Source organism: Pseudomonas sp. GD03903 (assembly GCF_029840045.1).
Taxonomy (GTDB): domain Bacteria; phylum Pseudomonadota; class Gammaproteobacteria; order Pseudomonadales; family Pseudomonadaceae; genus Pseudomonas; species Pseudomonas pseudonitroreducens.
This window is the reverse complement of record NZ_JAOCBT010000005.1, coordinates 317,770-341,057: the sequence shown is the minus strand read 5'-3', so window position 1 is coordinate 341,057 and position 23,288 is coordinate 317,770. Positions and strand designations below refer to the sequence as shown.

At 64.5% G+C, this 23,288-nt stretch carries 26 protein-coding genes; 13 read left to right on the top strand and 13 right to left on the bottom strand.

Going from position 1 to position 23,288, the window contains the following annotated elements; translation table 11 throughout:
- Window positions 1–10: 10 nt before the first annotated feature.
- Window positions 11–757: a helix-turn-helix transcriptional regulator gene (locus N5C91_RS10675; RefSeq protein ID WP_279829491.1), complete on the bottom strand. Its 747-nt coding sequence runs from the start codon at window positions 755–757 to the stop codon at window positions 11–13.
- A gap of 184 nt (window positions 758–941) precedes the next feature.
- A complete protein-coding gene (locus tag N5C91_RS10670; RefSeq protein ID WP_279829489.1) occupies window positions 942–1,877 on the bottom strand; it encodes an AraC family transcriptional regulator in 936 nt (311 codons plus the stop codon).
- A gap of 91 nt (window positions 1,878–1,968) precedes the next feature.
- On the opposite strand from N5C91_RS10670, the gene N5C91_RS10665 reads away from it, so the two are divergent.
- Complete coding sequence (locus tag N5C91_RS10665; RefSeq protein ID WP_279829487.1) at window positions 1,969–2,802, top strand: oxidoreductase; 834 nt, start codon at window positions 1,969–1,971, stop codon at window positions 2,800–2,802.
- 8 nt (window positions 2,803–2,810) lie between these two features.
- Here N5C91_RS10665 and map read toward each other — a convergent pair whose 3' ends face one another.
- From map to N5C91_RS10650, 3 genes are all read right to left on the bottom strand, one after another.
- Window positions 2,811–3,581 (bottom strand): type I methionyl aminopeptidase, encoded by a 771-nt coding sequence (gene map / locus N5C91_RS10660; protein ID WP_279829568.1) that lies wholly within the window; start codon window positions 3,579–3,581, stop codon window positions 2,811–2,813.
- Window positions 3,578–3,787: a ParD-like family protein gene (locus tag N5C91_RS10655; protein ID WP_236175680.1), complete on the bottom strand. Its 210-nt coding sequence runs from the start codon at window positions 3,785–3,787 to the stop codon at window positions 3,578–3,580. The genes map and N5C91_RS10655 overlap by 4 nt, the downstream gene beginning before the upstream one ends.
- A 91-nt stretch (window positions 3,788–3,878) precedes the next feature.
- Entirely contained in the window at window positions 3,879–4,793 is a 915-nt protein-coding gene (locus tag N5C91_RS10650; protein WP_236175679.1) for a LysR substrate-binding domain-containing protein, read from the bottom strand.
- A gap of 134 nt (window positions 4,794–4,927) precedes the next feature.
- On the opposite strand from N5C91_RS10650, the gene N5C91_RS10645 reads away from it, so the two are divergent.
- From N5C91_RS10645 to N5C91_RS10625, 5 genes are all read left to right on the top strand, one after another.
- Window positions 4,928–5,755 (top strand): MaoC family dehydratase N-terminal domain-containing protein, encoded by an 828-nt coding sequence (locus tag N5C91_RS10645; RefSeq protein ID WP_236200333.1) that lies wholly within the window; start codon window positions 4,928–4,930, stop codon window positions 5,753–5,755.
- A 47-nt stretch (window positions 5,756–5,802) separates the two neighbouring features.
- Complete coding sequence (locus N5C91_RS10640; protein WP_279829483.1) at window positions 5,803–6,963, top strand: acyl-CoA dehydrogenase family protein; 1,161 nt, start codon at window positions 5,803–5,805, stop codon at window positions 6,961–6,963.
- Window positions 6,964–6,982: 19 nt separating this feature from the next.
- Window positions 6,983–8,332 (top strand): MmgE/PrpD family protein, encoded by a 1,350-nt coding sequence (locus N5C91_RS10635; protein ID WP_279829481.1) that lies wholly within the window; start codon window positions 6,983–6,985, stop codon window positions 8,330–8,332.
- 79 nt (window positions 8,333–8,411) lie between these two features.
- The gene (locus N5C91_RS10630; RefSeq protein WP_279829479.1) at window positions 8,412–9,602 is read left to right on the top strand and encodes a CaiB/BaiF CoA-transferase family protein; all 1,191 of its coding nucleotides are present in this window, start codon (window positions 8,412–8,414) and stop codon (window positions 9,600–9,602) included.
- 32 nt (window positions 9,603–9,634) lie between these two features.
- The gene (locus N5C91_RS10625) at window positions 9,635–10,450 is read left to right on the top strand and encodes a CoA ester lyase (protein WP_279829477.1); all 816 of its coding nucleotides are present in this window, start codon (window positions 9,635–9,637) and stop codon (window positions 10,448–10,450) included.
- Between the two features lie 107 nt (window positions 10,451–10,557).
- Here N5C91_RS10625 and N5C91_RS10620 read toward each other — a convergent pair whose 3' ends face one another.
- Window positions 10,558–11,232 carry a MarC family NAAT transporter gene (locus tag N5C91_RS10620; protein ID WP_236200338.1) on the bottom strand — a complete coding sequence of 225 codons (675 nt, stop codon included), beginning with the start codon at window positions 11,230–11,232 and terminating at the stop codon, window positions 10,558–10,560.
- A 169-nt stretch (window positions 11,233–11,401) separates the two neighbouring features.
- On the opposite strand from N5C91_RS10620, the gene sulP reads away from it, so the two are divergent.
- Window positions 11,402–13,129, top strand: coding sequence for a sulfate permease (gene sulP, locus N5C91_RS10615; protein WP_279829473.1), 1,728 nt, complete (start codon window positions 11,402–11,404; stop codon window positions 13,127–13,129).
- Between the two features lie 69 nt (window positions 13,130–13,198).
- Here sulP and N5C91_RS10610 read toward each other — a convergent pair whose 3' ends face one another.
- On the bottom strand, window positions 13,199–14,080 hold the full coding sequence (locus N5C91_RS10610; RefSeq protein WP_279829472.1) for a hypothetical protein: 882 nt from the start codon (window positions 14,078–14,080) through the stop codon (window positions 13,199–13,201).
- Window positions 14,081–14,245: 165 nt separating this feature from the next.
- On the opposite strand from N5C91_RS10610, the gene N5C91_RS10605 reads away from it, so the two are divergent.
- Window positions 14,246–15,844 (top strand): hypothetical protein, encoded by a 1,599-nt coding sequence (locus tag N5C91_RS10605; protein WP_279829470.1) that lies wholly within the window; start codon window positions 14,246–14,248, stop codon window positions 15,842–15,844.
- Between the two features lie 368 nt (window positions 15,845–16,212).
- On the top strand, window positions 16,213–16,473 hold the full coding sequence (locus tag N5C91_RS10600; RefSeq protein ID WP_279829468.1) for a hypothetical protein: 261 nt from the start codon (window positions 16,213–16,215) through the stop codon (window positions 16,471–16,473).
- A gap of 236 nt (window positions 16,474–16,709) precedes the next feature.
- On the opposite strand, the gene dapA is transcribed toward N5C91_RS10600, so the two are convergent.
- Together dapA and epsC are read right to left on the bottom strand one after the other, a co-directional pair.
- Complete coding sequence (gene dapA, locus N5C91_RS10595) at window positions 16,710–17,576, bottom strand: 4-hydroxy-tetrahydrodipicolinate synthase (protein WP_279829466.1); 867 nt, start codon at window positions 17,574–17,576, stop codon at window positions 16,710–16,712.
- A gap of 309 nt (window positions 17,577–17,885) precedes the next feature.
- Window positions 17,886–18,839 carry a serine O-acetyltransferase EpsC gene (gene epsC, locus N5C91_RS10590; RefSeq protein ID WP_236175896.1) on the bottom strand — a complete coding sequence of 318 codons (954 nt, stop codon included), beginning with the start codon at window positions 18,837–18,839 and terminating at the stop codon, window positions 17,886–17,888.
- A 379-nt stretch (window positions 18,840–19,218) separates the two neighbouring features.
- Here epsC and ssuD point away from each other — a divergent pair, with 379 nt between their 5' ends.
- On the top strand, window positions 19,219–20,361 hold the full coding sequence (ssuD, locus tag N5C91_RS10585; RefSeq protein ID WP_279829462.1) for an FMNH2-dependent alkanesulfonate monooxygenase: 1,143 nt from the start codon (window positions 19,219–19,221) through the stop codon (window positions 20,359–20,361).
- A gap of 111 nt (window positions 20,362–20,472) precedes the next feature.
- Window positions 20,473–20,691 carry a hypothetical protein gene (locus N5C91_RS10580; protein ID WP_236175895.1) on the top strand — a complete coding sequence of 73 codons (219 nt, stop codon included), beginning with the start codon at window positions 20,473–20,475 and terminating at the stop codon, window positions 20,689–20,691.
- A gap of 21 nt (window positions 20,692–20,712) precedes the next feature.
- On the opposite strand, the gene N5C91_RS10575 is transcribed toward N5C91_RS10580, so the two are convergent.
- A complete protein-coding gene (locus N5C91_RS10575; RefSeq protein ID WP_236200345.1) occupies window positions 20,713–20,946 on the bottom strand; it encodes a hypothetical protein in 234 nt (77 codons plus the stop codon).
- Between the two features lie 93 nt (window positions 20,947–21,039).
- Window positions 21,040–21,255 (bottom strand): hypothetical protein, encoded by a 216-nt coding sequence (locus N5C91_RS10570; protein ID WP_279829457.1) that lies wholly within the window; start codon window positions 21,253–21,255, stop codon window positions 21,040–21,042.
- Window positions 21,256–21,447: 192 nt separating this feature from the next.
- On the opposite strand from N5C91_RS10570, the gene N5C91_RS10565 reads away from it, so the two are divergent.
- Window positions 21,448–21,708: a hypothetical protein gene (locus N5C91_RS10565; RefSeq protein ID WP_236175892.1), complete on the top strand. Its 261-nt coding sequence runs from the start codon at window positions 21,448–21,450 to the stop codon at window positions 21,706–21,708.
- A 6-nt stretch (window positions 21,709–21,714) separates the two neighbouring features.
- Here N5C91_RS10565 and N5C91_RS10560 read toward each other — a convergent pair whose 3' ends face one another.
- Window positions 21,715–21,939 (bottom strand): hypothetical protein, encoded by a 225-nt coding sequence (locus N5C91_RS10560; protein WP_236175891.1) that lies wholly within the window; start codon window positions 21,937–21,939, stop codon window positions 21,715–21,717.
- Window positions 21,940–22,274: 335 nt separating this feature from the next.
- On the opposite strand from N5C91_RS10560, the gene N5C91_RS10555 reads away from it, so the two are divergent.
- Entirely contained in the window at window positions 22,275–22,445 is a 171-nt protein-coding gene (locus N5C91_RS10555) for a general stress protein (protein ID WP_236175890.1), read from the top strand.
- A 109-nt stretch (window positions 22,446–22,554) separates the two neighbouring features.
- Here the strand turns inward: N5C91_RS10555 and N5C91_RS10550 are convergent, their stop codons facing one another.
- Window positions 22,555–22,728, bottom strand: coding sequence for a hypothetical protein (locus N5C91_RS10550; RefSeq protein WP_236175889.1), 174 nt, complete (start codon window positions 22,726–22,728; stop codon window positions 22,555–22,557).
- Window positions 22,729–23,288: the final 560 nt, after the last annotated feature.

Genomic DNA, 23,288 nt, shown 5'->3' with positions numbered 1-23,288 from the left:
GCGGCCTGCCTCAGGAACGCGCGGCCAGGTAATGGCTGGGCGATTGCCCGAGGATGCGCTTGAAGGTCTGCGAGAAGGCGCTCGGGCTCTGGTAGCCATGTTCCAGGGCGACTTCCAGTACCGAAGCGCCGGCGATCAGCCGTTGCAGGCTGAGCACCATGCGCACGCGGGTGCGCCAATCGCCGAAGTTCATCCCCAGCTCGCGCTGGAACAGGCGGGCGAGGGTGCGGCTGCTCATGTTCAGCCGCTGCGCCCAATCCTCCATGCCGGTTTCATCCGCCGGGGCGCCGATCACCGCATTGCACAGGCGCTGCAGGCGAGGGTCGGTGGGCATGGCGAGGTGAATGCCGACCGTCTGCGCCGCATCCATCTCCACCAGCAGCAGTTCGTGCAGGCAGCGCCGGCGCTGCTCGTTGCCAACGCCGGCCTGCATCGCACTGGCAGCGACCAGCAGCTCGCGCAGCAGCGGCGTCACGTCGATCAGCTGGCACTGCTGGCCGCCCCAGGGCCAGGTTGATGCCGGCATGAACAGCGTGCGCATCCGCACGCTGCCGAACATGCGGATCTGATGCTCGGTACCGGGCGGAACCCAGAGCGCATGGCCGGGCGGCACCACCCAGTTCTTCTGGGCGGCGCCAACCAGCATTACGCCGGAAATCGAGTGAATCAGCTGCGCCTGGTTGTGGCAGTGCGGGAGGATTTCCTCGCCATCCCGGTGGTCGTAGGCCAGCGCTTCGAGGGACATGGCGCAGGTCATGCTGCCTGTCCTTTACGGCGGTCGGGAATGTCGAGCGGCTTCATGCGGGCCTCCTGGTTGAGCCAGCATTCTAAATGAGGCAATCCGGCATGAATTGGCGTTGTATTGCCGGAATAATAAGTCGCGAGCAATAACACATCAAAAATCAGAAGAATATTGGGATTATCGATAAGTATTGTTCTGTTCAGTGAGAGGAGACATAACCCGAGGCCTCCTGCGCTGGCGGAATCGCGAAGTTCTCCCGCATGCGCTGTGCCTCCGCCAGTGGTGTTCGGCCGAACAGGCGCTTGAACTCGCGGTTGAACTGCGAGGCGCTGGCATAGCCGACGGCGAGGCTCGCCGCCTGCGCCGTCATGCCCTGGCGCACGATCAGCAGCCGTGCCTGGTGCAACCGCGTGCACTTGAGGTACTGCATGGGCGAGGTGCGGGTGACGGCCTTGAAGTGGCTGTGGAAGGACGGAACGCTCATACCGGCTTCGCTCGCCAAGTGCGGCAGGTCGATGGGTTGCGCGTAGCTCGTATGGATGCGTTGCAGGGCCCTGGCGATATTGCCGAAGCGGCCGCGCATGGCATTGCCCTGGGCGCCGGTGAGCACGCGGAAATACAGCTCGCGCAGCAGCGCCGGCGCGAGGATTGCCGCTTCCAGCGGCTCGCTCAGCGCTTCGAGCAATCGCAGCACTGACTGCGTCAGCGCCGGGGCCATCGGGCTGGAGAACAGGCTGCGTGGTGCGTCCTCGACAGAAGGTTTGCCCATCTGGTCGATCTGCAACATCAGTTCGGCGGCGAGCTGGAAGTCCAGGTGCAGGTAGATGGCCAGGAGCGGGCGCTCCGGTGTGGCGTCGGTTTCCATGGTGAAGGGCACCGGCACGGCGACCGCAAGGTAGTGCTGTTCGTCGTAGAGATAGATTTCATCGCCGAAATAGCCGCGCTTGCGGCCCTGGCTGACGATCACGATACCGGGGTCGTAGAGCACCGGGGTGCGCGCCAGCGGGCGATTCGAGCGGAGCAGTCGCACGCCCGCCAGCGCGGTGAGGTTGTAGCCCTCCTGGGGAGCCAATGCGCCGAGCAGGGCGGCCATGCGTGCCTGCCCGGTGCAGGATGCTTCAATTTCCGCATTCATAGAATCAGGCAATAAAGTCAGAGATTGAGGTCTGCGAGATGGCGGTGATGCTGAGTATTGTGCACTCAAATCCCTGAAGTGGAGTCACCTGATGTCATCTCGCAAAAACCTGCTGATCACCGGCGCCAGCAGTGGCTTCGGCCTCGCCCTGGCTCGCGAGGCGCTCGCCGCCGGGCATCGCGTGGTAGGCACGGTGCGCAACGAACAGGCCCGCGCCGAACTTGAAGCCTTGGCACCCGGGCAAATCTTCGGGCGCCTGCTCGACGTGACCGATTTCGATGCCATTCCGGGCCTGGTCGCGGAGGTCGAGGCCAGCGTCGGCCCCCTGGACGTGCTGGTGAACAGCGCCGGCTACGGCCATGAAGGCATCCTCGAGGAATCGCCGCTGGAGGCAATGCGCCGGCAGTTCGAGGTCAACGTCTTCGGCGCCGTGGCGATGATCAGGGCAGTCCTGCCGTGCATGCGCCAGCGCCGGCGTGGCCACATCCTCAACATCACGTCCATGGGCGGCTACATCACGATGCCGGGGATCGCCTACTACTGCGGCAGCAAGTTCGCCCTGGAGGGCATCAGCGATGCGCTGGGCAAGGAAGTCGAAGGCTTCGGCATCGCGGTGACCGCCGTGGCGCCAGGGTCCTTTCGCACCGATTGGGCAGGGCGCTCCATGGTCCGCAGCCCGCGCTCCATTGCCGATTACGACGCGCTGTTCGACCCGGTACGCCAGGCGCGGCAGGAAAAAAGCGGCAAGCAGCCGGGCGACCCGAGGAAAGCCGCGCGGGCCATGCTGGCGGCCATCGAGGCAGCCGTGCCGCCGCGGCACCTCCTGCTGGGCAGCGATGCGCTGGGCCTGGTGCGGCAGAAGCTTTCAGCACTGGAAGAGGAAATCACCCGCTGGGAAACGCTGACTCGTTCCACCGACGGCTGAGGTGCAAGTCAGCGTCCGGCGCTGCGCTCCTCGGGGCGCAGCGTGAGCACTTCGAAGCCCTTGGCGGTCACCGCCACGGTGTGTTCGAACTGCGCGGAGAGCTTGCCGTCGAGGGTCACCACGGTCCACTCGTCGTTCAGGGTTTTCACGCCGGAAAGTCCCTCGTTGAGCATGGGCTCGATGGTGAAGACCATGCCTGGGCGGAGCACCTGCCCGGTGCGCGGGCGCCCAACATGCAGCACCTGCGGCGGCTCGTGCATCTCGCGGCCGATGCCATGGCCGCAGTAGTCCTCGACCACGCTGTAGCCGTGCTGGCGGGCATGCCGCTCGATGGCGTGGCCGATATCACCCAGGCGAGCGCCGGGCTTCACCGCACGAATGCCTTTCCACATGGCCTCGTAGGTGATGTCCACCAGGCGCCGGGCGGCGGGTGAAACGTTACCGACGAGGTAGGTCTTGCTCGAATCGGCGATGAAGCCGTTCTTCTCCAGGGTGATGTCGAAGTTGACGATGTCGCCATCCTGCAGCCGGTCCGCCGCGGACGGCACACCATGGCAGACCACCTGGTTGGGTGAGGAATTGAGCACGTAGGCAAAGCCGTACTGGCCCTTGCTGGCAGGCCGCGCCTGCAGTTCGCCGACTATGTAGCGCTCGACACGGTCGTTCACTTCCAGGGTCGTCATGCCCCCCAGCGGCAGCGTGTCGACGAAGCCGAAGACCTTCGCCAGCAGCCGGCCGGACTCGGCCATCAACGCCAGTTCCGCCGCGCTCTTGATCATCTTGCGCCGACCGCGGCCGGGCATTTCACCCCGGCTTCCTGCAGTTCGCGGGTGACAATCTGGTTGAAGCTCAGGGTCGGCTCCAACTCGCAGAGCATACCTATCCTGATCCAGAACGCGGCCTGGGCGTTGATCGAGCGGCAGGTCACCGAACTGGCGCGGCGCAGTTGATCGTGCAGGTCGTCATCCAGGTTGATGATGCCCATGTGTCGCGAATCTCCATATGAAACATAACAAAACATATATCAAGCATATGGCTTCGGCAGATTCAATGCAAAAGCGACCTGCCCTCGGCGCTCAAGCGGAGGGCTGCGCCGGGGGGCTGTCCTGCAGGCCGCGCAGCAGGTCAACCAGCGCACGGGCGCAAGCGGGCAGGGCTTCACGGTCGCGCAGCAGCACGCTGCGTTCGCGGACCACCCAGGGCTCGTCCAGCGGCAGGATTCGCAGGTTCATGGTGCGGCTGTGGCGCACAGCGGCGGTTTCCGGGATGACGCCGATACCGACCCCGGCCTCGACCATCCGGCAGATGGCCTCGAAGCTGGCCACCTGGATGCGCAGGTTGAGCTCGCCACCCATGCGGTCAACCCGTTCGCGCAGAAAGCTCTGCAGGGTGCTGCCCTCATGCAGGGCGATGTGCGGGTAATCCAGCGTGTCGGCCAGGGTCAGGCGGGGCAGGGCGCACAGCGGGTGGTCCGGTGCGACGGCAAGCACCAGCCGGTCGGTACTGAAGTGGACCACCTGCAACCCCTCCGCACGTACCGGGCCGGCGACGATGCCGAGGTCCGCCGAGCCATCGAGGATGGCTCGGACGATATCGCGGTTCAGGCGTTCCTGCAGGTCGACGCTGACGCCGGGGCGATCGGCGAGAAAGTCCGCCAGCAGCTCCGGGAGGAACTCGGTCACCGCCGTGGTGTTGGCGAAGATGCGGATGTGCCCGACCTGGTCGCCGGCCTGGCCGCTGAAGTCGCTTTTCAGGTGGTCCACCTGGCGCAGGATCAGCCGCGCATGCTGCAGCAGGCGCTGGCCGGCGGGAGTCAGTTCGACCCCGCGGTTGTCGCGATACAGCAGGCGGCAGTCGAGCTGTCCTTCCAGCGCCTTGATCCGTGCGCTGGCGGCAGCCGCCGAAAGATGGGCGCGGCGTGCGCCCTGGGTGAGGCTGGGGGCTTCGGCGATATGCGCGAAGAGGCGCAGGTCGGCCAGGTCGAAGTGCATGGAACAGGTCCCCGCTAGTCTTTGAATGGAGGATTGGCGTTCGGGATTTCCGAATGCTGGATTATGAAAATGTGGATTCGACGAACGCAAGCCCTGTTGCATGCTCCGTTCACCACAACGCCAAGAGGTCCGAAATGAGCGATTCGCCCTACGCCGACTGGATCGGCCGCTCCCAGGAGCGCGAGGAAGAACTGAGTGCCGTGCTGGTCCGCCGCCTGGCCGTAACCCTTGGCGAAGAGGTGCCGGCCAAGGGTGAAGCGCTGCCGCCGCTGTGGCACTGGATGTTCTTTCAGGACGAAGTAGGCGAGGCGGGCCTGGGGGCCGACGGCCATCCGGCGCGCGGAGGCTTCCTGCCGCCGGCCGATGGGCGCAACCGCATGTGGGCCGGTGGCCGCCTGGAGTTTCACCAGCCCCTGCGCGTCGGCGGCGTGGCCAAGCGCACCACCACCATCCTCAATGTCGAGGAAAAGCACGGCCGCACCGGCTCGCTGCTGTTCGTCACCCTGCGCCACGATTTTCACCAGGACAACCACCTGGCCTTCAGCGAAGAGCAGGACATCGTCTACCGCGAACCGACTCCACCCAAGCTCTCCAGCGGCGAAGCGCTGCCCGCCGGCGACTGGAGCGAGACCGTCGAGCCGACACCGATCCTGCTGTTCCGCTATTCCGCGCTGACCTTCAACGGCCACCGCATCCATTACGACTGGCCCTACGTCACCGAGGCCGAGGGCTACCCCGGGCTGGTGGTGCACGGCCCGCTGATCGGCACCCTGAATCTGCGCGCGTTCTGCCGCGCCAACCCCGCAGCGCGCCTGCGCCGCTATGCCTACCGTGGCTTGCGCCCGCTGATCAGCCCTGAACCGTTCGCCGTCGGTGGCCGCCTCAGTGGCCCCGGCAAGGCCGAGGTCTGGGCTGGCAACGGTGCCGGCATCGCCCAGCGCGGCGAAGTGGAATTCGACTGACCGCACCGCCTCCGGTGCCTCCAACAAGAAAGACATGAGGTGATTCGATGACGTCCACCCCCGAAGAACTCCAGGCAATCCGTGACGGCGTGCGCGCCCTCTGCGCGGAGTTCCCCGCTGAATACTGGCGCAGGATCGATGAAGAGAAGGGCTTTCCCGAGGACTTCGTCCGCGCCATGACCGAAGCCGGCTGGCTGTCGGCGATGATCCCGGAAGAGTACGGCGGCTCGGGCCTCGGCCTGGCCGAGGCGTCGGTGATCCTCGAAGAGGTGAATCACTGCGGCGGCAACTCCGGGACCATCCACGGGCAGATGTACAACATGTTCACCCTGCTGCGGAACGGCAGCGCCGAGCAGAAGGCCTACTATCTGCCCAGGCTCGCCAGCGGCGAACTGCGCCTGCAGTCCATGGGTGTCACCGAGCCCACCACCGGCACCGATACCACCAAGATCAAGACCACTGCCGTGCGCCGTGGCGACAAATACGTGATCAACGGCCAGAAGGTGTGGATCTCGCGTATCCAGCACTCCGACCTGATGATCCTGCTGGCCCGCACCACGCCGCTGGCCGAGGTGAAGAAGAAGTCCGAGGGCATGTCGATCTTCCTGGTCGACCTGCGCGAAGCCATCGGCAACGGCCTGACCGTCCAGCCGATCGCCAACATGGTCAACCACGAGACCAACGAGCTGTTCTTCGACAACCTGGAAATCCCCGCTGGCAACCTGATCGGCGAAGAGGGCAAGGGCTTCAAGTACATCCTCGACGGCCTCAATGCCGAGCGCACGCTGATCGCCGCCGAGTGCATCGGCGATGGCCGCTGGTTCACCGAAAAATCCGCACAGTACGCCCGCGACCGCGTGGTGTTCGGCCGCCCGATCGGGCAGAACCAGGGCGTGCAGTTCCCCATCGCCGAGGCCCACATCGAGATCGAGGCGGCCGACCTGATGCGCTGGCGCGCCTGCCAGGAGTACGACAGCGGCAAGAACGCCGGCGCCGCCGCCAACATGGCCAAGTACCTGGCAGCCAAGGCCAGCTGGGAAGCGGCCAACGCCTGCCTGCAGACCCACGGCGGTTTCGGCTTCGCCAACGAGTACGACGTCGAGCGCAAGTTCCGCGAGACGCGCCTGTACCAGGTGGCGCCGATCTCCACCAACCTGATCCTGTCCTACGTGGCCGAGCACCTGCTCGAACTGCCGCGCTCCTTCTGACGAACCGGGACGACAAGCGATGAACAATACCCACGCCCTGGCCGAATTCCTTGCCGGCCTGCGTTACGAAGACCTGCCCGCGGCAGTGGTCGAGTACACCGAAGAACTTTTCCTCGACTGGCTCGGCTCGGCCCTGGCCAGCCAGAACCGCCACCCGATCCCGCTGTTCCAGCGCTATGCCCAGCGCATGGGCCCGGCAACCGGGAAGAGCCGCGTGCTGGTGGACGGCAGCTCGACTTCCGCGTACTTCGCCGCGCTGGTCAACGGCGCCAGTTCGCACCTGGTGGAACAGGACGACCTGCACAACAGCTCCGTGCTGCACCCGGCCACCGTGGTCTTCCCGGCGGCCCTGGCGGCCGCGCAGGAACTGGGCAAGTCCGGCCGCGAGCTGATCCTCGCCAGCGTCGCCGGCTACGAGGCGGGCATCCGCATCGGCGAGTTCCTCGGTCGCTCGCACTACCGCATCTTCCACACCACCGCCACGGTCGGCACCCTGGCCGCTGCGGTGGCGGTGGGCAAGCTGCTGGGGCTGGACAGCCGGCAGTTCGTCAACTGCCTGGGCAGTGCCGGTACCCAGGCCGCCGGGCTCTGGGAGTTCCTCCGCGACGCCGCCGACTCCAAGCAACTGCACACCGCGAAAGCTGCGGCTGACGGTCTGCTCGCCGCCTACCTGACGGCCGATGGCCTGACCGGCGCGCAGAATATCCTCGAAGGCGAGCAGGGCATGGCGGCTGGCATGTCCAGCGACGCCGATCCGAGCCGGCTGGTGGATGGCCTGGGCACCCGCTGGGCGCTCTGCGAGACCTCCTACAAGTTCCACGCCTCCTGCCGCCACACCCATCCTGCCGCCGACGCACTGCTCGGCCTGATGCAGCGCGAAGGGCTGGCGCACGGCGATATCGCCAAGGTCACCACCCGCGTGCACCAGGGCGCCATCGATGTGCTTGGCCGCGTGGTGGTGCCGCAGACTGTGCACCAGGCGAAGTTCTCCATGGGCACCGTGCTGGGCCTGATTGCCGTGCACGGCAAGGCCGGGCTGGTGGAGTTCGAAGAGTTCGCCCTGAGCGACGCCGCGGTTTCCGCGTTCCGCGAGAAGGTCAGCATGCAGCTCGATGGGGAAGTGGACGGCGCCTACCCACGCCGCTGGCTCGGCCGGGTCGATGTGCTCACCACCGATGGCCGCCAACTGCACGGCGCCATCGATGAGCCCAAGGGCGACCCGGGCAACGGCCTGAGCCGGGCGGAGCTGGAGGACAAGTTCCGCCGCCTGCTGGCCTTCGCCGGCCAGCGCAGCGAGAGCGAAGCGGATCGACTGGTACAGGCCAGCTGGCGGCTGCACCAGCTGTCGAACCTCGACGACTTCCATTGAAAGAGACTCGCGGGCGACTCCGCCGCCCGATCCCACTGAATCGTAGCGTCGGCCGCTCGGCCGGCGTCTGGAGTTGCCCATGAGTTCGCGTCCCCTCGACGGGATTACCGTCGTCAGCCTGGAACACGCCATTGCCGCGCCGTTCTGCACCCGCCAGCTGGCCGACCTCGGCGCCCGTGTGATCAAGATCGAGCGCCCCGGCGTCGGCGATTTCGCCCGTGGCTATGACGAGCGCGTGCGCGGCCTGGCCTCGCACTTCGTCTGGACCAACCGTTCCAAGGAAAGCCTGTCCCTGGACCTCAAGCAGGAGCCGGCCCAGGCTGTGCTGGAACAGTTGCTCGAGCAGGCCGACGTGCTGGTGCAGAACCTCGCGCCAGGTGCTGCGGCACGCCTGGGGCTGTCGTTCGAGGCACTGCACGAGCGTTTCCCGCGGCTGATCGTCTGCGACATTTCCGGCTATGGCGAAGGTGGCCCCTACGAACAGAAGAAAGCCTATGACCTGCTGATCCAGAGCGAGAGCGGCTTCCTCTCGGTCACCGGCGGGCCTGGAGCCGACGAGATGGCCAAGGCCGGCTGTTCGATCGCCGACATTTCCGCCGGCATGTACGCCTACAGCGGCATTCTCTCCGCGCTGCTGCTGCGCGGCCGCACGGGGGAGGGCAGCCGCGTCGAAGTATCGATGCTCGAAGGCATGGCCGAGTGGATGGGCTTCCCCATGTACTACGCCTTCGAAGGACAGTCGCAGCCACCACGCGCCGGCGCCGCCCACGCCACCATCTATCCCTACGGGCCGTTCCCCACTGGCGATGGCGGCAGCGTCATGCTCGGTGTGCAGAACGAGCGGGAATGGAAGCAGTTCTGCGAGGTGGTGTTGCAGCGGCCGGAGCTGGCGAGCGACCCGCGCTTCACCGCGACCAGCCTGCGTGTGGCCAATCGCGATGCCTTGCGCGCGCTGATCGTGGAATCCTTCGCAGGGCTGGCCGCCGGGCAAGTCATCGAACGCCTGGAGCAGGCGCAGATTGCCAATGCCCACGTCAACGACATGCGCGGTTTGTGGCAGCACCCGCAACTGGCCGCTCGCAATCGCTGGCGCGACATCGACAGCCCGGCCGGGCGCTTGCCCGCGCTGCTGCCGCCAGTGAACAGCAATGCCTACGCCCCGCGCATGGATGCCGTGCCGGCGCTGGGTGAACAGACGGATGACCTGCTGCAGGAACTGGGTTATACCCCCGGTGATATCCAACGCCTGCATGAGCAGGGCGCGGTATGACCCAGGAGAACCCCGTGAGTCAGGAAAGCCCCATGAATCCAGTTGTGCGAACCGCGTTGTTCGTGCCCGGCAGCCGCCCGGAACGTTTCGCCAAGGCCTTGGCCAGCGGTGCCGACGCCGTGATCGTCGACTTCGAGGATGCTGTCGAGGCGTCGCTCAAGAGCCAGGCCCGCGACAACCTTGAAGCCTTCCTCGGCGCCAATCCTGACGCCCGCGTGCGCGTGCGGGTGAACGCCGCTGGCGATCCGCAGCAGGCGGCCGATCTCGAGCTGTGCGGGCGCCTGCCTGGCGTCATCGGCATCCTGCTGCCCAAGGCCGAGCGCGCCATGCAGGTGCGCATCGCCGCGTCCTGCGGCAAGCCGGTGTGGCCGCTGATCGAGAGCGCCCGCGGCCTGCTTGCGCTGGGCGAAATTGCCGCCTGCGAAGGCGTGGAACGCCTGACGTTCGGCGGCCTCGACCTGGCGCTGGATATCGGCATGAGCAGCGGCACTGCGGCGGCCGCCGTGGTCTACGACCAGGTTCGTCTGAGCCTGCTGCTGCATTCGCGGGTGAATGACCTGCAGCCACCGCTGGATACCGTCTTCCCCGCATTCGACGACGCCGAAGGCTTCGCCGCGACCATCCGCCATGGCCGCGACCTCGGGTTGCTCGGTGCGCTGTGCATCCACCCCAGGCAAGTCGGCGTCGCCCATGCAGCACTGGCCCCTAGCACCGACGAACTGGACTGGGCCCGGCGGGTGGTGGCTGCGGCGGAGAGCGGCGCGGCAGCCTTCCAGGTCGACGGCCAGATGGTCGACGCGCCAGTGCTCGGCCGCGCCCGTCGGCTGCTGGCCAGCGCCGGCAACTGAGCGACTATCTGTAGGAGCGAGCTTGCTCGCGAACATTTTTCCGCCGGCAGCGGTGTCAATCGTTCGCCAACATGCTTGCTCTTGCTCCCAGCAGGCGCCGGTCGATCTCAAGGCTGCTGCAATAGATGCGCGTTGGCATTGATCAGCCCCTGCATGACCTCCACCAAGCCGTTGATGGCGAACTGCACGCCCATGCACACCAGCAGGAAGCCCATCAGCCGCGAAATCGCATCGATGCCGGACTTGCCCGTGGCTTTCATGATCAGGTCCGAGGCGCGCAGGCAGCCCCAGAGGATCAGCGCGGTGCAGAGGAAGATCAGCGGTGGCGCGACCAGAATCACCCAGGGTGGAAAGCTGGTGCTGTGCTTGATGCTGGCTGAAGAGCTGATGATCATCGCGATGGTGCCGGGCCCGGCGGTGCTGGGCATGGCCAGCGGGATGAAGGCGAAGCTGGTGCGCTCGGGCGCCTCCTCACGGGCATCAGGGGAGGGCATGGGGGCGGGAAACAGCATGCGCCCGCCGATGATGCAGAGGATGCCGCCCCCGGCGACGCGCAGCCCCGGAATCGAGATGCTGAACACCCCCATGATGAACTCGCCGATGTAGTAGGTCAGCGCCATGATGATGAACACGTAGCAGGCGGTCCGCAGCGCCTGCTGATTCTTCTCTTCGTGGCTGAACCCCTGGGACAGGGCAAGAAACAGCGCCACTGTCGTCGGTGGATTGATCAGGGGCAGCAAGGCGAGCAGCCCAAGTAGGATAGCGTCGAACAAACTGCTCATGGCCGGGCGCCTCCGCTGGTGTCGGGCTGGACTGGAGTTTAGGTGCGAATCGGCAGTCCGGCGCCGAACCCGCGCCACTCTTTGCCCGAACGCTGAACTACGCTGCATCACGGTCAGCTGGCCGCTTCGCTCGAACAGCGCGCCGTCTTCGCCTGGAGTCACATTGCCGATGTCCGACACCCCGTCGCGAGCCCGTTCCGGCTTCGACTGGCAGCGCTGGTTGCCAGGCCTCGCCACCTTGCGCGATTACCAGGCGCGCTGGCTGCCCAAGGACCTGGCCGCCGGCCTGGTGCTGACCACCATGCTGGTGCCGGTGGGCATCGCCTATGCCGAGGCATCCGGCGTGCCGGGCATCTACGGGTTGTACGCGACCATCATCCCGCTGCTCGCCTACGCGCTGTTCGGACCCAGCCGCATCCTGGTGCTCGGCCCTGATTCGGCGCTGGCCGCGCCGATCCTCGCGGTGGTGGTGCAATACGCGGCGAGCGACCCACAGCGAGCCATTGCCATCGCCAGTCTGATGGCGCTGGTGTCAGGTGCCGTGTGCATGATCGCCGGGCTGCTGCGCCTGGGCTTCATCACCGAACTGCTGTCGAAACCGATCCGCTACGGCTACATGAATGGCATCGCGCTCACCGTGCTGATCAGTCAGTTGCCCAGGTTGTTCGGCCTTACGCTCGACAGCGAGGGGCCACTGCGCGATCTCTGGCACCTCGGCCAGGCGTTGCTGGAGGGGAAGGCCAACTGGACCAGCTTCGCCGTGGGCGCCGGCAGCCTGCTGCTGATCCTGCTGCTCAAGCCCTGCAAGCGCATTCCGGGCATCCTCATTGCGGTGATCCTGGCGACACTGGCAGTCAGCCTGTTCGGCCTGGGCAGCCACGGCGTGAAGGTGCTGGGGCAGTTGCCGCAAGGACTGCCGTCGTTCGCCTTGCCGTGGCTGAGCGATATCGACCTGGTCGAAGTACTGCTTGGTGGCGTGGCAGTGGCGCTGGTGTCCTTCGCCGACACCAGCGTACTGTCGCGCACCTATGCGGCGCGATTGAAGGCCCCGGTGAACCCGAACCAGGAAATGTTCGGTCTCGGTGTGGCGAACGTCGCCTCAGGGCTGTTCCAGGGCATTCCGATCAGCAGCAGCTCCTCGCGCACGCCGGTGGCTGAAGCGGCCGGGGCGCAGACGCAGCTCACCGGTGTCGTCGGCGCCCTGGCGGTTACCCTGTTGCTCCTGTTCGCCCCCGATCTCCTGCAATACCTGCCTAACAGCGCGCTGGCAGCCGTGGTGATCGCCGCCGCGATCGGGCTGTTCGAGTTCACTGACCTCAAGCGCATCTTCCGCTTGCAGCAGTGGGAGTTCTGGCTATCCATCAGTTGCTTTGCCGGCGTGGCGGTGTTCGGTGCGATTCCGGGCATCTGCATCGCCGTGGCGATCTCCGTAATCGAATTCCTCTGGGATGGCTGGCGGCCGCACCACGCCGTGCTCGCGCGGGTAGACGGGGTGCGCGGCTATCATGATGTAACGCGTTACCCGAATGCCCGGCGCATCCCCGGCCTGGTGTTGCTGCGCTGGGATGCGCCATTGTTCTTTGCCAACGCCGAACAGTTCCAGGCCCAGGTACTGGCCGCGCTGGCCGAGTCGCCGACGCCTGTGCAGCGGCTGGTGATCGCCGCCGGCCCGGTGACCAGCATCGACATTACCTCCGCCGACATGCTCGCCGAGCTGGACAGGATCCTGGAGCAGCGTGGCGTCGAGTTGCAGTTCGCCGAGATGAAAGACCCGGTGAAGGACAAGATGAAACAGTTCGAGTTGTTCGAGGGGCTCGGCGAATCGGCGTTCCATCCGACCGTGGGGGCCGCCGTGGACGCCTATCTGGCCGATTCCGGCGTGGACTGGAAGCCCTGACCAGCAGGGCGCAGGAAAAACCAGCCGGGCAGCAGGCGGGGCAGGGGCTCCGCGCCGATACCGCCGCCGCTAGAGCTTCCAGATGGGGCCGTAGGTGCCAAAGCACGCGTTAGACAGCGCTTGCTGGCGCACACCGTGGGCTTCATAACCGCCGAATTCATTGATCTCCAGGGTCAATTGCGGGGTGAGCTCCTTGCCACTCTTGAGGCGAACGCTGTCGAACACCTGCAGCTTCTTGCCGGTATTGACCACGCTGGTCTCCATCCAGGCCTCGGGCGTACTGGCTTCATCCAGGCGGGCCAGCAGCGCGTTATAGAGGGGGAGGTAGCGGCCATCCGGAGCCTTGCAGTCGATATTGATCTTCTTCACCAGCGTCTCGGCTTCGGCAGAGCTGAAATACAGGCGGCTGCCGACATCGCGCTGGAGCCTGTCGACGTAGGTGCCTTGGGCGACGTCCTTTGCTGGAACAGCGCTCGGCACAGCGGAAGGCTTTCCGGCGAGCTCGGCCTGGCACGCCTGGCGGTTCCTGTAGAAGGTGTGTGAGACCCGAACGCCAGCGGGCTTGTAGATCGCGGAGGTGATCAGCACCTCGCCATCGGCGCTCAGATAGTCACTGTCGGGCAGGTATTCGCCGCCGTTGCCCCAGACGCCATTCGGAAGGCCGCTTGGCCACTCGACGCAGGAGGGCTGCTTCATATCGCGGCGCAGCTCGTAGACGCGGCCATGCAGGAAGGCCGCCGCGCTGTCGGCAAGGCTCAGGATTGGTGTCAGCAACAGGCAGGATGCGATGAACAGTCGGGTCCGATTCAAGCAGCGTCTCCTTGTCGCCGTTGGGCCGTTCGAACTCAGGATAGCTGCGTCTCGCCTCGACGCCGGACGAAGTTCGCCGCTTGCGCTGGATAGCGCCAGGCGGAGCAGGGCGCCCGGCTTGCGCGATTGCAGCAGATGCAATTCGTCGTCTGGCCAGGGCGCTCGGTAGACGCACGCAAGCGCCTCGACTAACCCTATTGATCAACGCCGATGAGCAGGTGTGGCTCTGCCAGGAAGAGCGGGAGGTTGCTCCTCGTCACACAGCCCGGGTCATGCCCGGCCATGTCCAGCAAGGAGAGCCTCGTCATGCCTGCATCGCCACTGCACCCGTTCCATCCGATCATTTACGTCCGCGGTTTTGCCGCGACCGCCGGGGAAATCGAAGATACCGTTTCCGATCCCTACATGGGGTTCAACATCGGCTCCACCCGATCGCGCCGGAGCTGGACCGGCGAAACCCAGCGTTTCTATTTCGAATCGCCGCTGGTGCGCCTGATGGGCGAATACCAGTACGACGACCTGTACTTCGATGGCATCGACAAGCTTGGCGTCGGCAACGAAGCGGTTCCTTATCGCTGCGTGGTCATCCATCGTTTCTACGATGAGGCTTCCAGCGTCTTCGGCTCTGGTGAGACACCGCCGATCACACACTTCGCCCAAGGTTTGAACGACCTGATTCTCGCCCTCAAGCGCAAGGTCCTGGACAACCCGGAAAACCTTGCCGCCGGCGTAACCGCGCAGAATTTCCGCGTCAATCTGGTGGCCCATTCCATGGGCGGCCTGGTCTGCCGGGCCTTTTTGCAGAACGCCAGCCTGGGCACACAGGAGGCACGCGATGCAGTAGAAAAACTCTTCACCTATGCCACGCCGCACAACGGCATCGACATGCGCATCGTGCGCAACGTACCGGGCTGGCTGACCTTCGGCGACGTCAACAACTTCAACCGCGAGCGCATGGCCGATTACCTGAGCCTGCCCAAGGGCACCGAGGATGTGTCCGAAGTCCGTGGCTTTCCGGCCGACTGGATTTTCAATCTGGTCGGTACCAATCCCAAGGACTACAGGGTCATGGCAGGCGCATCGGCCTGGGCCGCCGGCGACGAGAGCGACGGCCTGGTACGCATCGAGAATGCAACGACTCATGGAACGGACGCCGACGGCAAGGATGTCAGCTCACCCAGGGCTTTCGTCCATCGCAGCCATTCCGGGTACTACGGCATCGTCAATTCCGAGGAGGGTTTCCAGAACCTGACGCGATTCCTGTTCGGAAAACTGCGCTTCGACGGCGTGCTCGACATTGACGACATCACCCTGCCTGCCGAAGTCGACAAGCAGATGAAGGACGGCAAGCAGGTGAGGGCGTCATACCAGTTCGAGGTGGCGGTGAGCATCCGCGGCAGCCAGTGGCAGATCACACGGCGAGAAGTGCGGGAAAATTCAGCGATTTTCCGCTCCTACGAACAACTGTTCCCCGGCAATGCCGGCCGCGTCAGGCCGCCAGACCGCAGCCAGAGCCCGCATCTGTTTTCGGTATTCCTCGACCCGGACAAGAGCGTGAAGACCTCCAAGTCGGTCAGTTTCGCCTTCGAACTACGCATTCTGGTGCCGGACTACGAGGTGGATGGCGTGCTTTTCCTCAAGCGCCATTACGAGGGCAGTTACATCCTGCAGAAGCAGATCCTGGTCGAGGCCGTGCGTGATCCGGCATCACCGGTTGGCTGGAGCCTGAAGTACGGCTTCCAGGAGAACAACCCCGGCAAGCCGGGCATTGCCGCAAACAGCAAAGTGATTGCCGGCGGTATCGGCTTCGATATCCCCATCGAGCAGAAAGTGCGCCCGGGCGTGACAGGCACGCTGCGCATCGAAGCACGACCGTGGAACTCAACCGCACGTGGAAGCAACTGACAGCAGAAGGACGTATCGATCGGGTTTGCGCTGGGAAATGGCAAACCCGACATCCTGTGAAGGGAACTCCCTGGCGAAGCAGTTGAGGGGGCCGTCCAGGCAAAGTGAGGCTGAGCTGTTTTGCCGGAGCCGGCGGATAGGGTAAGAGTGTGGCGAATCAGTTCGGCAGGAACAGAGGCCTGGGTAGAAAGCTATCTGCATCCCTATATGCAATTTAACATAATATACATTATGCGAAGTTACCTGTAGGGAACGCTGAGCCCAGTGTCGCGGATTTTAATCTGCCGAAACCTCTAGTTCGGCTGTTTTTTGTCTTTTGCATCATTGCCTCAGTCTGGCTTCATGGCGGCTAGCGGTCCTGCTCGTTCGTGGGGAAATTTGTCCTGCGATTCTCTTCACGAAGAATCGTCGCGCTGCACTGGACGAATTCATCCATCGTTCGACATCGTGATGAGCGCGCATCAGCAATCGATTCGATCAGCGCCGTCGGTATCGGCTTCGATATCCCCATCGAGCAGAAAGTGCGCCCGGGCGTGACAGGCACGCTGCGCATCGAAGCGCGACATCGTTTCCCGTGGCGCATTGAGTGCCTCGTTCCTCGCGATCAGTCTCTCGCTGCGCCGAAGTGATTCTTGGCGAATGCTCCTGGCAATTGTCGGAAAGGCATCGAGGCCATAAACCGTTTGCCCGGGCGCGATCACTGCGCCGGGTCGCTGCTACCGGCAGGCTTCAACGATGCGCCTGTGCCAGACAAGGCCTAGCCAATAAACGTAACGCGTTACTCTTTATTGCGGTCAATAACAGTAACGCGTTACCTGTTGCGTTCCGTGCAATCTCCTGGTCGCTGCGCGAGCGCCAGTAACGCCTAGTCAGCCAGTTCCGCCAGTACGCCTTTCAAACGCTCCAGAGTCGCCGGCGTGCAGGCCTGCATCGGCTCGCGTACTTCATTGGCGATAGAGCCCAGGAGTGCCAGCGCACCTTTCACGGCTGCCGGATTCGGCTCGGCAAACGCTGCCTGCATCCACGGCAGCAACCGGTAGAAGGTGCGCCTGGCGGAGTTCACGTCGCCCTCCTCCATCTGCCGGAACATCTGCACATAGAGGTCGGCGCGAACATGCGAGGACGCCGATATCGCTCCGGCGCCACCCAGGCAGAGGTTGCTGAAAATCTGCAGGTCCTCGCCGGTGAGAACCGAGACCTGCCCATCGGCGATCAGGGCCATGGTCGTTTCCGGGTCGCCGGCGCAATCCTTGATCGCGGCAATATTGGGGTGGCGCACGATGCGGCGCAGCGTCTCGCGCTCGATGCGCACCCCGCTGCGGTAGGGAATGTCGTAAAGCACGACCGGGACGCGGGCGGCATCGGCCACGGTGCGGAAGAAGGCTTCCAGCCCCGCCTGGGACGGTCGGATGTAGTACGGCGCGGGCACCAGGACGGCGGCTATCGGGCGACGCTGAATATCTTCGAGGAAGGCCAGCAGCTCGCGCTGGTTGTTGCCAGCCAGCCCCATGATTACCTGCTGCGAAGGAACCCACTGCAGAACGGCATCTAGCACGTCGAGCTGTTCTTCCTGGCTCAGCGCGGCGGCCTCACCCGTGGTGCCGCAAACCACCAGGCCGGCGACCCCTTGTTCCAGTAGCTGGGCAACCAGCCCCTGCAGTGCCGGGTAGTCCACTGCGCCATCACGAAAGGGAGTGATCAGTGCCACCCAGATCCCGCGAAAATTCGACATGCAAAAACTCCTGTTGGCTGACCGTCGGGTCGCCGTCAGGGTGGGATGCGGGAATCAAGCGGGGGGGTTCGACCTTGCGCCTTGTGTCCTGTCAGCCCATCTGACGGGACAGCGCCCCGGTCAAATGAGCGACTGTTTCTTCGATTTCTTGGCAACGACGACGCACGCGCATGCCCGGGCAGGAAGGCCCGAAGCGGAGAGCGAGTGGTCGAGAATGGGAAGCATGAAATTGCCGTTGCACGAAATGTCTGACGGATACTGCTGAAGGAGCGGTGGAGCTGTCAACTCCCCCGCTCCGCTTCGCCGGCTTCAGTCCTTTCCGCAGCGACTCTCATCGTGTTGCAGGCTGGCCTGGCTCACCTGGCTGCCAGGCGGCACGCTGCGGGTCAGCCAGACATTGCCGCCAATGGTCGAACCCTTGCCAATGGTGACGCGCCCCAGGATGGTGGCGCCGGCGTAGATCACCACTTCATCCTCGACGATCGGGTGGCGCGGCTCGCCCTTGTGCAACTGGCCGGTCTCGTCGGAGGTGAAGCGCTTCGCCCCCAGGGTCACCGCCTGGTAGATACGCACCTGCTTGCCGATGATCGCGGTTTCGCCGATCACCACACCAGTGCCATGGTCGATGAAGAAGCTGCTGCCGATCTGCGCGCCAGGGTGGATATCGATGCCTGTCGCGGAGTGCGCCAGCTCCGAGATGATCCGCGCCAGTAGCGGCAAGCCGGCGTTGTACAGGTGATGCGCCAGGCGGTGGTGAATGATCGCCACGACGCCGGGATAGCACAGCAGCACCTCGTCAACGCTGCGTGCTGCCGGGTCGCCCTGATAGGCCGCAAGCACATCGGCGTCGAGCAGTTTGCGCATTTCCGGCAGCGCCCGGGCGAAATCGCGCACCAGCACCACGGCGTGCTCGTCGATCCGGCTATCCACCACGTCACCGCGCTGCCGCGCGCTATAGCGCAATTCCAGGCGAGCCTGCAGCAGAAGTGCGTTCAAGGCGGCGTCCAGGGTGTGGCCGACGAAGAAGTCCTCGCTTTCTTCGCGCAGGTCATTCGGCCCCAGGCGCATGGGGAACAGTGCGCTCGCCAGACGTTCCACTACTTCCTCGATGGACTGGCGCGACGGCAGTTCGCGGCCGCCTTGCTCCGGATGGCGGCCAGTACGGCTGCGCCATTCATTGCGCGCGCCGCGCAGGTCGTCGACGATCTGCGCCAGTTGCCAGTTCACCGGGCCATGTTCGTTCAGTCGGTTGGCGTCGTTCATCGCTTGCTGTGTTCCTTGATCTTCAGAGGCTTCAATCACGATTGCCTATCCTGATCGGTCGCGCCGCCCAGGACAAATCGCCGGAAGGCATAACCTAATGCCTTTTTCGTAGTACGGAGTGTTTCCACAGCAACACTGAACCAACAGCGCTGTTGCTGCAGCAACAGCGCCCTGCCTTCGGATACCCGAAAAACCGCGAGTTCCCGCTCTGGCACAGGCCTTGCTGCCGTGCAGAACCCGCAACGCAGTTGCCCTTTCCCTTCTGCCTGACCGAGCGTACCGACAAGGACGGCTGCCGGGCCCGAATTCCAATGAAGACTTGCCACGCGTGCACCGACGGGGCAACGCCCCACTTCGATGATGGCAACGAGGACACCCCATGAGTCTCGATATTTTCTGGTTCCTGCCGACTTCCGGTGACACCCGCTACCTGGGTCATTCCACCAGTGGCCGCCCCGCTACCAACGAATACATGCGGCAGATCGCCGTGGCTGCCGATCAACTCGGCTACGACGGCCTGCTGATTCCCACCGGCAGCAGCTGTCTCGATCCGTGGGTGACCGCCGCCAGCCTGGTGCCGGTCACCCGGCGTATCAAACTGCTGGTGGCCCTGCGCACCTCGCTGGGCAATCCCACTGCCTCGGCGCGCCAGGCCGCCACGCTGGACCAGGCCAGCGGCGGTCGCCTGCTGCTGAATGTCGTCCCCGGCGGCGACAGTACCGAGCTTGAAGCTGACGGCGTGTTCCTCAGTCACGACGAGCGTTACAGCGCTTCCGACGAGTTCCTGACCATCTGGCGCCGCCTGCTGTCGGGCGAAACCGTAGACTTCGACGGCAAGCATCTGAAGGTGAACGGCGCGCAGAACTTTTTCCCGCCGCTGCAGAAGCCTTATCCGCCGCTGTATTTTGGTGGCTCCTCCCCTGCCGCCCACGACCTGGCCGCCAAGCATGTGGATGCCTACCTGACCTGGGGCGAACCGCCTGCCGCGGTGGCCGAGAAGATCGCCGACGTGCGCGAGCGTGCCGCTCGCCAGGGTCGAACGGTGCGATTCGGCGTGCGCCTGCACGTGATCGTACGCGAAACCAACGAGAAAGCCTGGGCCGCCGCCGACGAGCTGATCAGCCACCTGGACGACGCCACCATCGCCGCTGCGCAATCCAACTACGCGAAGATGGATTCGGTGGGTCAGCAGCGCATGGCTGCGCTGCACGGGGGTGATCGCAACAAGCTGGAGGTAGCACCGAACCTCTGGGCGGGCGTCGGCCTGGTGCGCGGCGGCGCCGGCACTGCGCTGGTGGGCGACCCGCAAACGGTTGCCGCGCGCCTGCTGGAGTACGCCGCCCTGGGTGTCGACAGTTTCGTGCTGTCGGGCTATCCGCACCTGGAAGAGGCCTACCGTTTTGCCGAACTGGTGTTTCCGCTGCTGCCAGGCAAAGGGCGCGTGACAGTGGATGGCGTGCTCACCGGCGGCGCTTTCGATGTCCGCGCCGGGCGCGAGCAGGGCAAGGAGGCGGCCGCCTGAGTCGCCGGTGCGCCACGGCGAGCCCTTGACGATATTGCCCCTGAGCGATCAGGGGCTACTCTTGCTGCAGTATTTATCGGAGTTCGGCTCTGCCAGGGAAGCAGCGCGACCATGCAATGGCTGATCGAGTATCGACTCAATGGCGAGGACCGGCACCTGCTCATGCGGTCGCGGACCATCCCCCACCTCAAGGCGATCGCCTTCTCCATCTACGTCCGGGAATTTCCCGAGCAGCCCCGGCCGCAGCATTCCTCCGCCAGGGTCGAGTCATGGCTGGGCGCCTGTGGCATCACCATCAGCGACGTCCGCCTTATCTCCTCGCAGGCCTGAGCTGATTGGCAGGCGCCCTGCTCAGGCGATGCGAAAGGAGACGTCCTGCACATTGTGCGCCTCCACGTTGCGCCGGATGGTGTGGTAACGCTGCTGGTAGCCGCGAAGATCATGGGTCGGGATGTGCAGGTGGCGCGCGACATGGCTCCACGCCCGCGCCTCGCTCATGGACTCGTCCTCGGCTTCGAACTCGAATTCCCGCCCATCTCTCACAAAGCTGACGTGGTAGCGCTTTGTCAGGGATTCGTCCTGCATGGGGGCCTCCGGTTGCTGGCTGTACTTCAAGCACTGACCGGGCGCCGGCATGGACGGTTCAAACAGAATGAAAGGCGGCTATCGGCTTGCCGGTCAGTCCATCACAACCAGCGCGACGGCGCCGCCTTCGCCAGTTGCATGGTGCAGGACGAGATCAATCCGGTGGGCGGCGTGAAGCAGGGTTTCCGCGTCGCGCTCGAGCAATTGCGCGGCCGCGATCAGCGCGGTGGCGGTATCCACAGTGGAAGCCTTGAGTGCGGCCTCGCGCAGCACCTGGACGACGCAGGTCTCATTGAAAGCCGAGGCCATCAGTACCTTTCGCAGTCGCTCCACTTCAGCCTCCATTGCGTGTAGGTGGGGATCACCGGAACGGGCTTGCGCAATTTCCTTGCTCCGCCTCTCGGCGATTGGCGTAGCCGGCGTTCGCGCCTATGATCGGTAACGCGTTACCTGAAATTCATCCCGAAAAACGTAACGCGTTACCATGCAAAAGGAGCACGGATGAAAGACGCCAAGGACAAAGCCACGCGCGACGCTTTCGAAGCACCCCGCAAGGGCCGCCCCCGCAAGGAAGGCGCCATGACCAATGCCGAGAAACAGGCTGCCTATCGCAAGCGCCGGGCGGAAGCAGGTGGCGGCGCCGTGATGCTCAATAACGAGGAAATATGGCTGATCTGCCATGCCCTGGATGGCAAGGTCTGGGAAGCCGACGGCGAACAGCGGCAGAAACTCATTGCCCGCCTGCGCAAACGCGTCGTTTGAGCGCTCTTACATCAGTGCACCTATGAGCTCCATGCCAAGCTTCCTGACCTGCCGATCGGTGCGCAGCTCATTGCCGTGAACCCCGATTACCTGGGTTGGCGGCCTTGATGAGTAGCGGCTCTGCAGGCTGATCAGGTAGCGGCCATCTTCCTGGCGGTTACAGGTGAAGTCGAATAGCGGGTAACTGCGCTGTAGGAGCTCGGCAACGTCGTGACAGCTTGGCGGATTCATCGGTCTCTCCTGCATGGCCCGAGTCATCGTGCGCCGCTGCGCTGAAAATGAAACCGTGGCCACTTGCCATTAGCTGCTGCGCAGCGTTCATTTCCGCTGCGGCGAATATCAATGAATTGAGGGATTTGAGCGGGATGCAGGGGCATTTTCCGGGGACCGCCAATAAAACCACCCGGACCGGCGGCAAGACTTTACATATAACGGCATTTCGCCAACGCCATGCCGGATCGTTCTGAAAAAGAGTCGAACACCCCTGCGCGATATGTTTCGGATGAAGTGAATGCACGGCATTCGCCTATTCACTTCTCACGGACATTTCCCACGGAGTAGTTCCCATGGCCGAACATAGAGGCGGTAAAGGCAACTTTGCAGAAGACCCCCAACGTGCGTCCGAAGCCGGCAGGAAAGGCGGCCAGCACAGCGGCGGCAACTTCAAGAATGATCCGGCACGCGCAGCTGACGCGGGTCGCAAGGGCGGTCAGCGCAGTCACGGTAGTGGCCGCTGAATTCCCGGTGAGCGGGCGTTCCGGCGCTTGAACAGCGCTCCCCGCCGCTACGCAAACGGCGCCGAAGGATCGGCGCCGTTTTATTCGTTCAAAGGCTCGACAGGCCCGTTCACTGGGTGCAGAGCACCTCATTCACCTGGATATCCGAACGTGAGTCACGCCCCACAGGGCCATGCAGCGCACGGACGAATTGCTGCGCCTGCTCGCGGCTCAGGCGCTCCTGCAGCAGCACCGTGCTCATGGGTTGGCCATTGCGGCTGTAGCGGATCAAGTACGCGTGCATGGTGATTCCTCCCGGCGAAGGTGGCCATGCCAGTAGGTGGATGGCCTTTGTGCGCAGCAGTCTAGTTCAGTTGCCGGGGCGGCACGGGTGAACTGGCCAGCGTCTGCCCAATGCTGGCCTCGAAGCCTGGTGACCTAGGCATGACGCCTGAAACTCCAGCGCAGCGCATATGCCCCCAACCGGAGCGGGCTATCGCCACAAGTTGCTTGGCTGACAAGCTCAGGCTGTTAGGGTGAGCGGACTTCCCAGCGTTTCCCCTGGCCCCTTTCCGACGGGGCTTCTTTTTGCCCTGCTCCTCGCATGCCCGCCGCCCGCAGCACACTCATGATCGAGGAAACGCACCGCGCTCCCTCGGCGGCGACGGCACGCTGGCGTATCTCACCGATTCTCGCGCGCGCCGACAGCCGTTCAGGCGCAACACCCGAACCTTCGATCGGGTTACCGCTCACAGCTTAGGACAGACTGCGCGCGCCCGGCTCCTTCCGCTCGGGCTCGGGCAAACGCTTTCCGGCAGGTCGCAGGCGCCGCCAGGTCCGTCTACCCTGCAATCGGGAAACGCA

What these genes read in the sequence shown, in the direction of transcription:
- dapA (WP_279829466.1), bottom strand. Translation starts at nt 17,576, where the DNA reads ATGTCGAATTTTCGCGGGATCTGGGTGGCACTGATCACTCCCTTTCGT.
- N5C91_RS10550 (WP_236175889.1), bottom strand. Translation starts at nt 22,728, where the DNA reads ATGCACGCGTACTTGATCCGCTACAGCCGCAATGGCCAACCCATGAGC.
- ssuD (WP_279829462.1), top strand. Translation starts at nt 19,219, where the DNA reads ATGAGTCTCGATATTTTCTGGTTCCTGCCGACTTCCGGTGACACCCGC.
- N5C91_RS10555 (WP_236175890.1), top strand. Translation starts at nt 22,275, where the DNA reads ATGGCCGAACATAGAGGCGGTAAAGGCAACTTTGCAGAAGACCCCCAA.
- N5C91_RS10605 (WP_279829470.1), top strand. Translation starts at nt 14,246, where the DNA reads ATGCCTGCATCGCCACTGCACCCGTTCCATCCGATCATTTACGTCCGC.
- sulP (WP_279829473.1), top strand. Translation starts at nt 11,402, where the DNA reads ATGTCCGACACCCCGTCGCGAGCCCGTTCCGGCTTCGACTGGCAGCGC.
- N5C91_RS10570 (WP_279829457.1), bottom strand. Translation starts at nt 21,255, where the DNA reads ATGGCCTCGGCTTTCAATGAGACCTGCGTCGTCCAGGTGCTGCGCGAG.
- N5C91_RS10670 (WP_279829489.1), bottom strand. Translation starts at nt 1,877, where the DNA reads ATGAATGCGGAAATTGAAGCATCCTGCACCGGGCAGGCACGCATGGCC.
- N5C91_RS10630 (WP_279829479.1), top strand. Translation starts at nt 8,412, where the DNA reads ATGAGTTCGCGTCCCCTCGACGGGATTACCGTCGTCAGCCTGGAACAC.
- N5C91_RS10665 (WP_279829487.1), top strand. Translation starts at nt 1,969, where the DNA reads ATGTCATCTCGCAAAAACCTGCTGATCACCGGCGCCAGCAGTGGCTTC.
- map (WP_279829568.1), bottom strand. Translation starts at nt 3,581, where the DNA reads ATGATCAAGAGCGCGGCGGAACTGGCGTTGATGGCCGAGTCCGGCCGG.
- N5C91_RS10580 (WP_236175895.1), top strand. Translation starts at nt 20,473, where the DNA reads ATGCAATGGCTGATCGAGTATCGACTCAATGGCGAGGACCGGCACCTG.
- N5C91_RS10640 (WP_279829483.1), top strand. Translation starts at nt 5,803, where the DNA reads ATGACGTCCACCCCCGAAGAACTCCAGGCAATCCGTGACGGCGTGCGC.
- N5C91_RS10645 (WP_236200333.1), top strand. Translation starts at nt 4,928, where the DNA reads ATGAGCGATTCGCCCTACGCCGACTGGATCGGCCGCTCCCAGGAGCGC.
- N5C91_RS10655 (WP_236175680.1), bottom strand. Translation starts at nt 3,787, where the DNA reads ATGGGCATCATCAACCTGGATGACGACCTGCACGATCAACTGCGCCGC.
- N5C91_RS10650 (WP_236175679.1), bottom strand. Translation starts at nt 4,793, where the DNA reads ATGCACTTCGACCTGGCCGACCTGCGCCTCTTCGCGCATATCGCCGAA.
- N5C91_RS10575 (WP_236200345.1), bottom strand. Translation starts at nt 20,946, where the DNA reads ATGCAGGACGAATCCCTGACAAAGCGCTACCACGTCAGCTTTGTGAGA.
- N5C91_RS10560 (WP_236175891.1), bottom strand. Translation starts at nt 21,939, where the DNA reads ATGAATCCGCCAAGCTGTCACGACGTTGCCGAGCTCCTACAGCGCAGT.
- N5C91_RS10675 (WP_279829491.1), bottom strand. Translation starts at nt 757, where the DNA reads ATGACCTGCGCCATGTCCCTCGAAGCGCTGGCCTACGACCACCGGGAT.
- N5C91_RS10635 (WP_279829481.1), top strand. Translation starts at nt 6,983, where the DNA reads ATGAACAATACCCACGCCCTGGCCGAATTCCTTGCCGGCCTGCGTTAC.
- N5C91_RS10625 (WP_279829477.1), top strand. Translation starts at nt 9,635, where the DNA reads ATGAATCCAGTTGTGCGAACCGCGTTGTTCGTGCCCGGCAGCCGCCCG.
- N5C91_RS10620 (WP_236200338.1), bottom strand. Translation starts at nt 11,232, where the DNA reads ATGAGCAGTTTGTTCGACGCTATCCTACTTGGGCTGCTCGCCTTGCTG.
- N5C91_RS10565 (WP_236175892.1), top strand. Translation starts at nt 21,448, where the DNA reads ATGAAAGACGCCAAGGACAAAGCCACGCGCGACGCTTTCGAAGCACCC.
- epsC (WP_236175896.1), bottom strand. Translation starts at nt 18,839, where the DNA reads ATGAACGACGCCAACCGACTGAACGAACATGGCCCGGTGAACTGGCAA.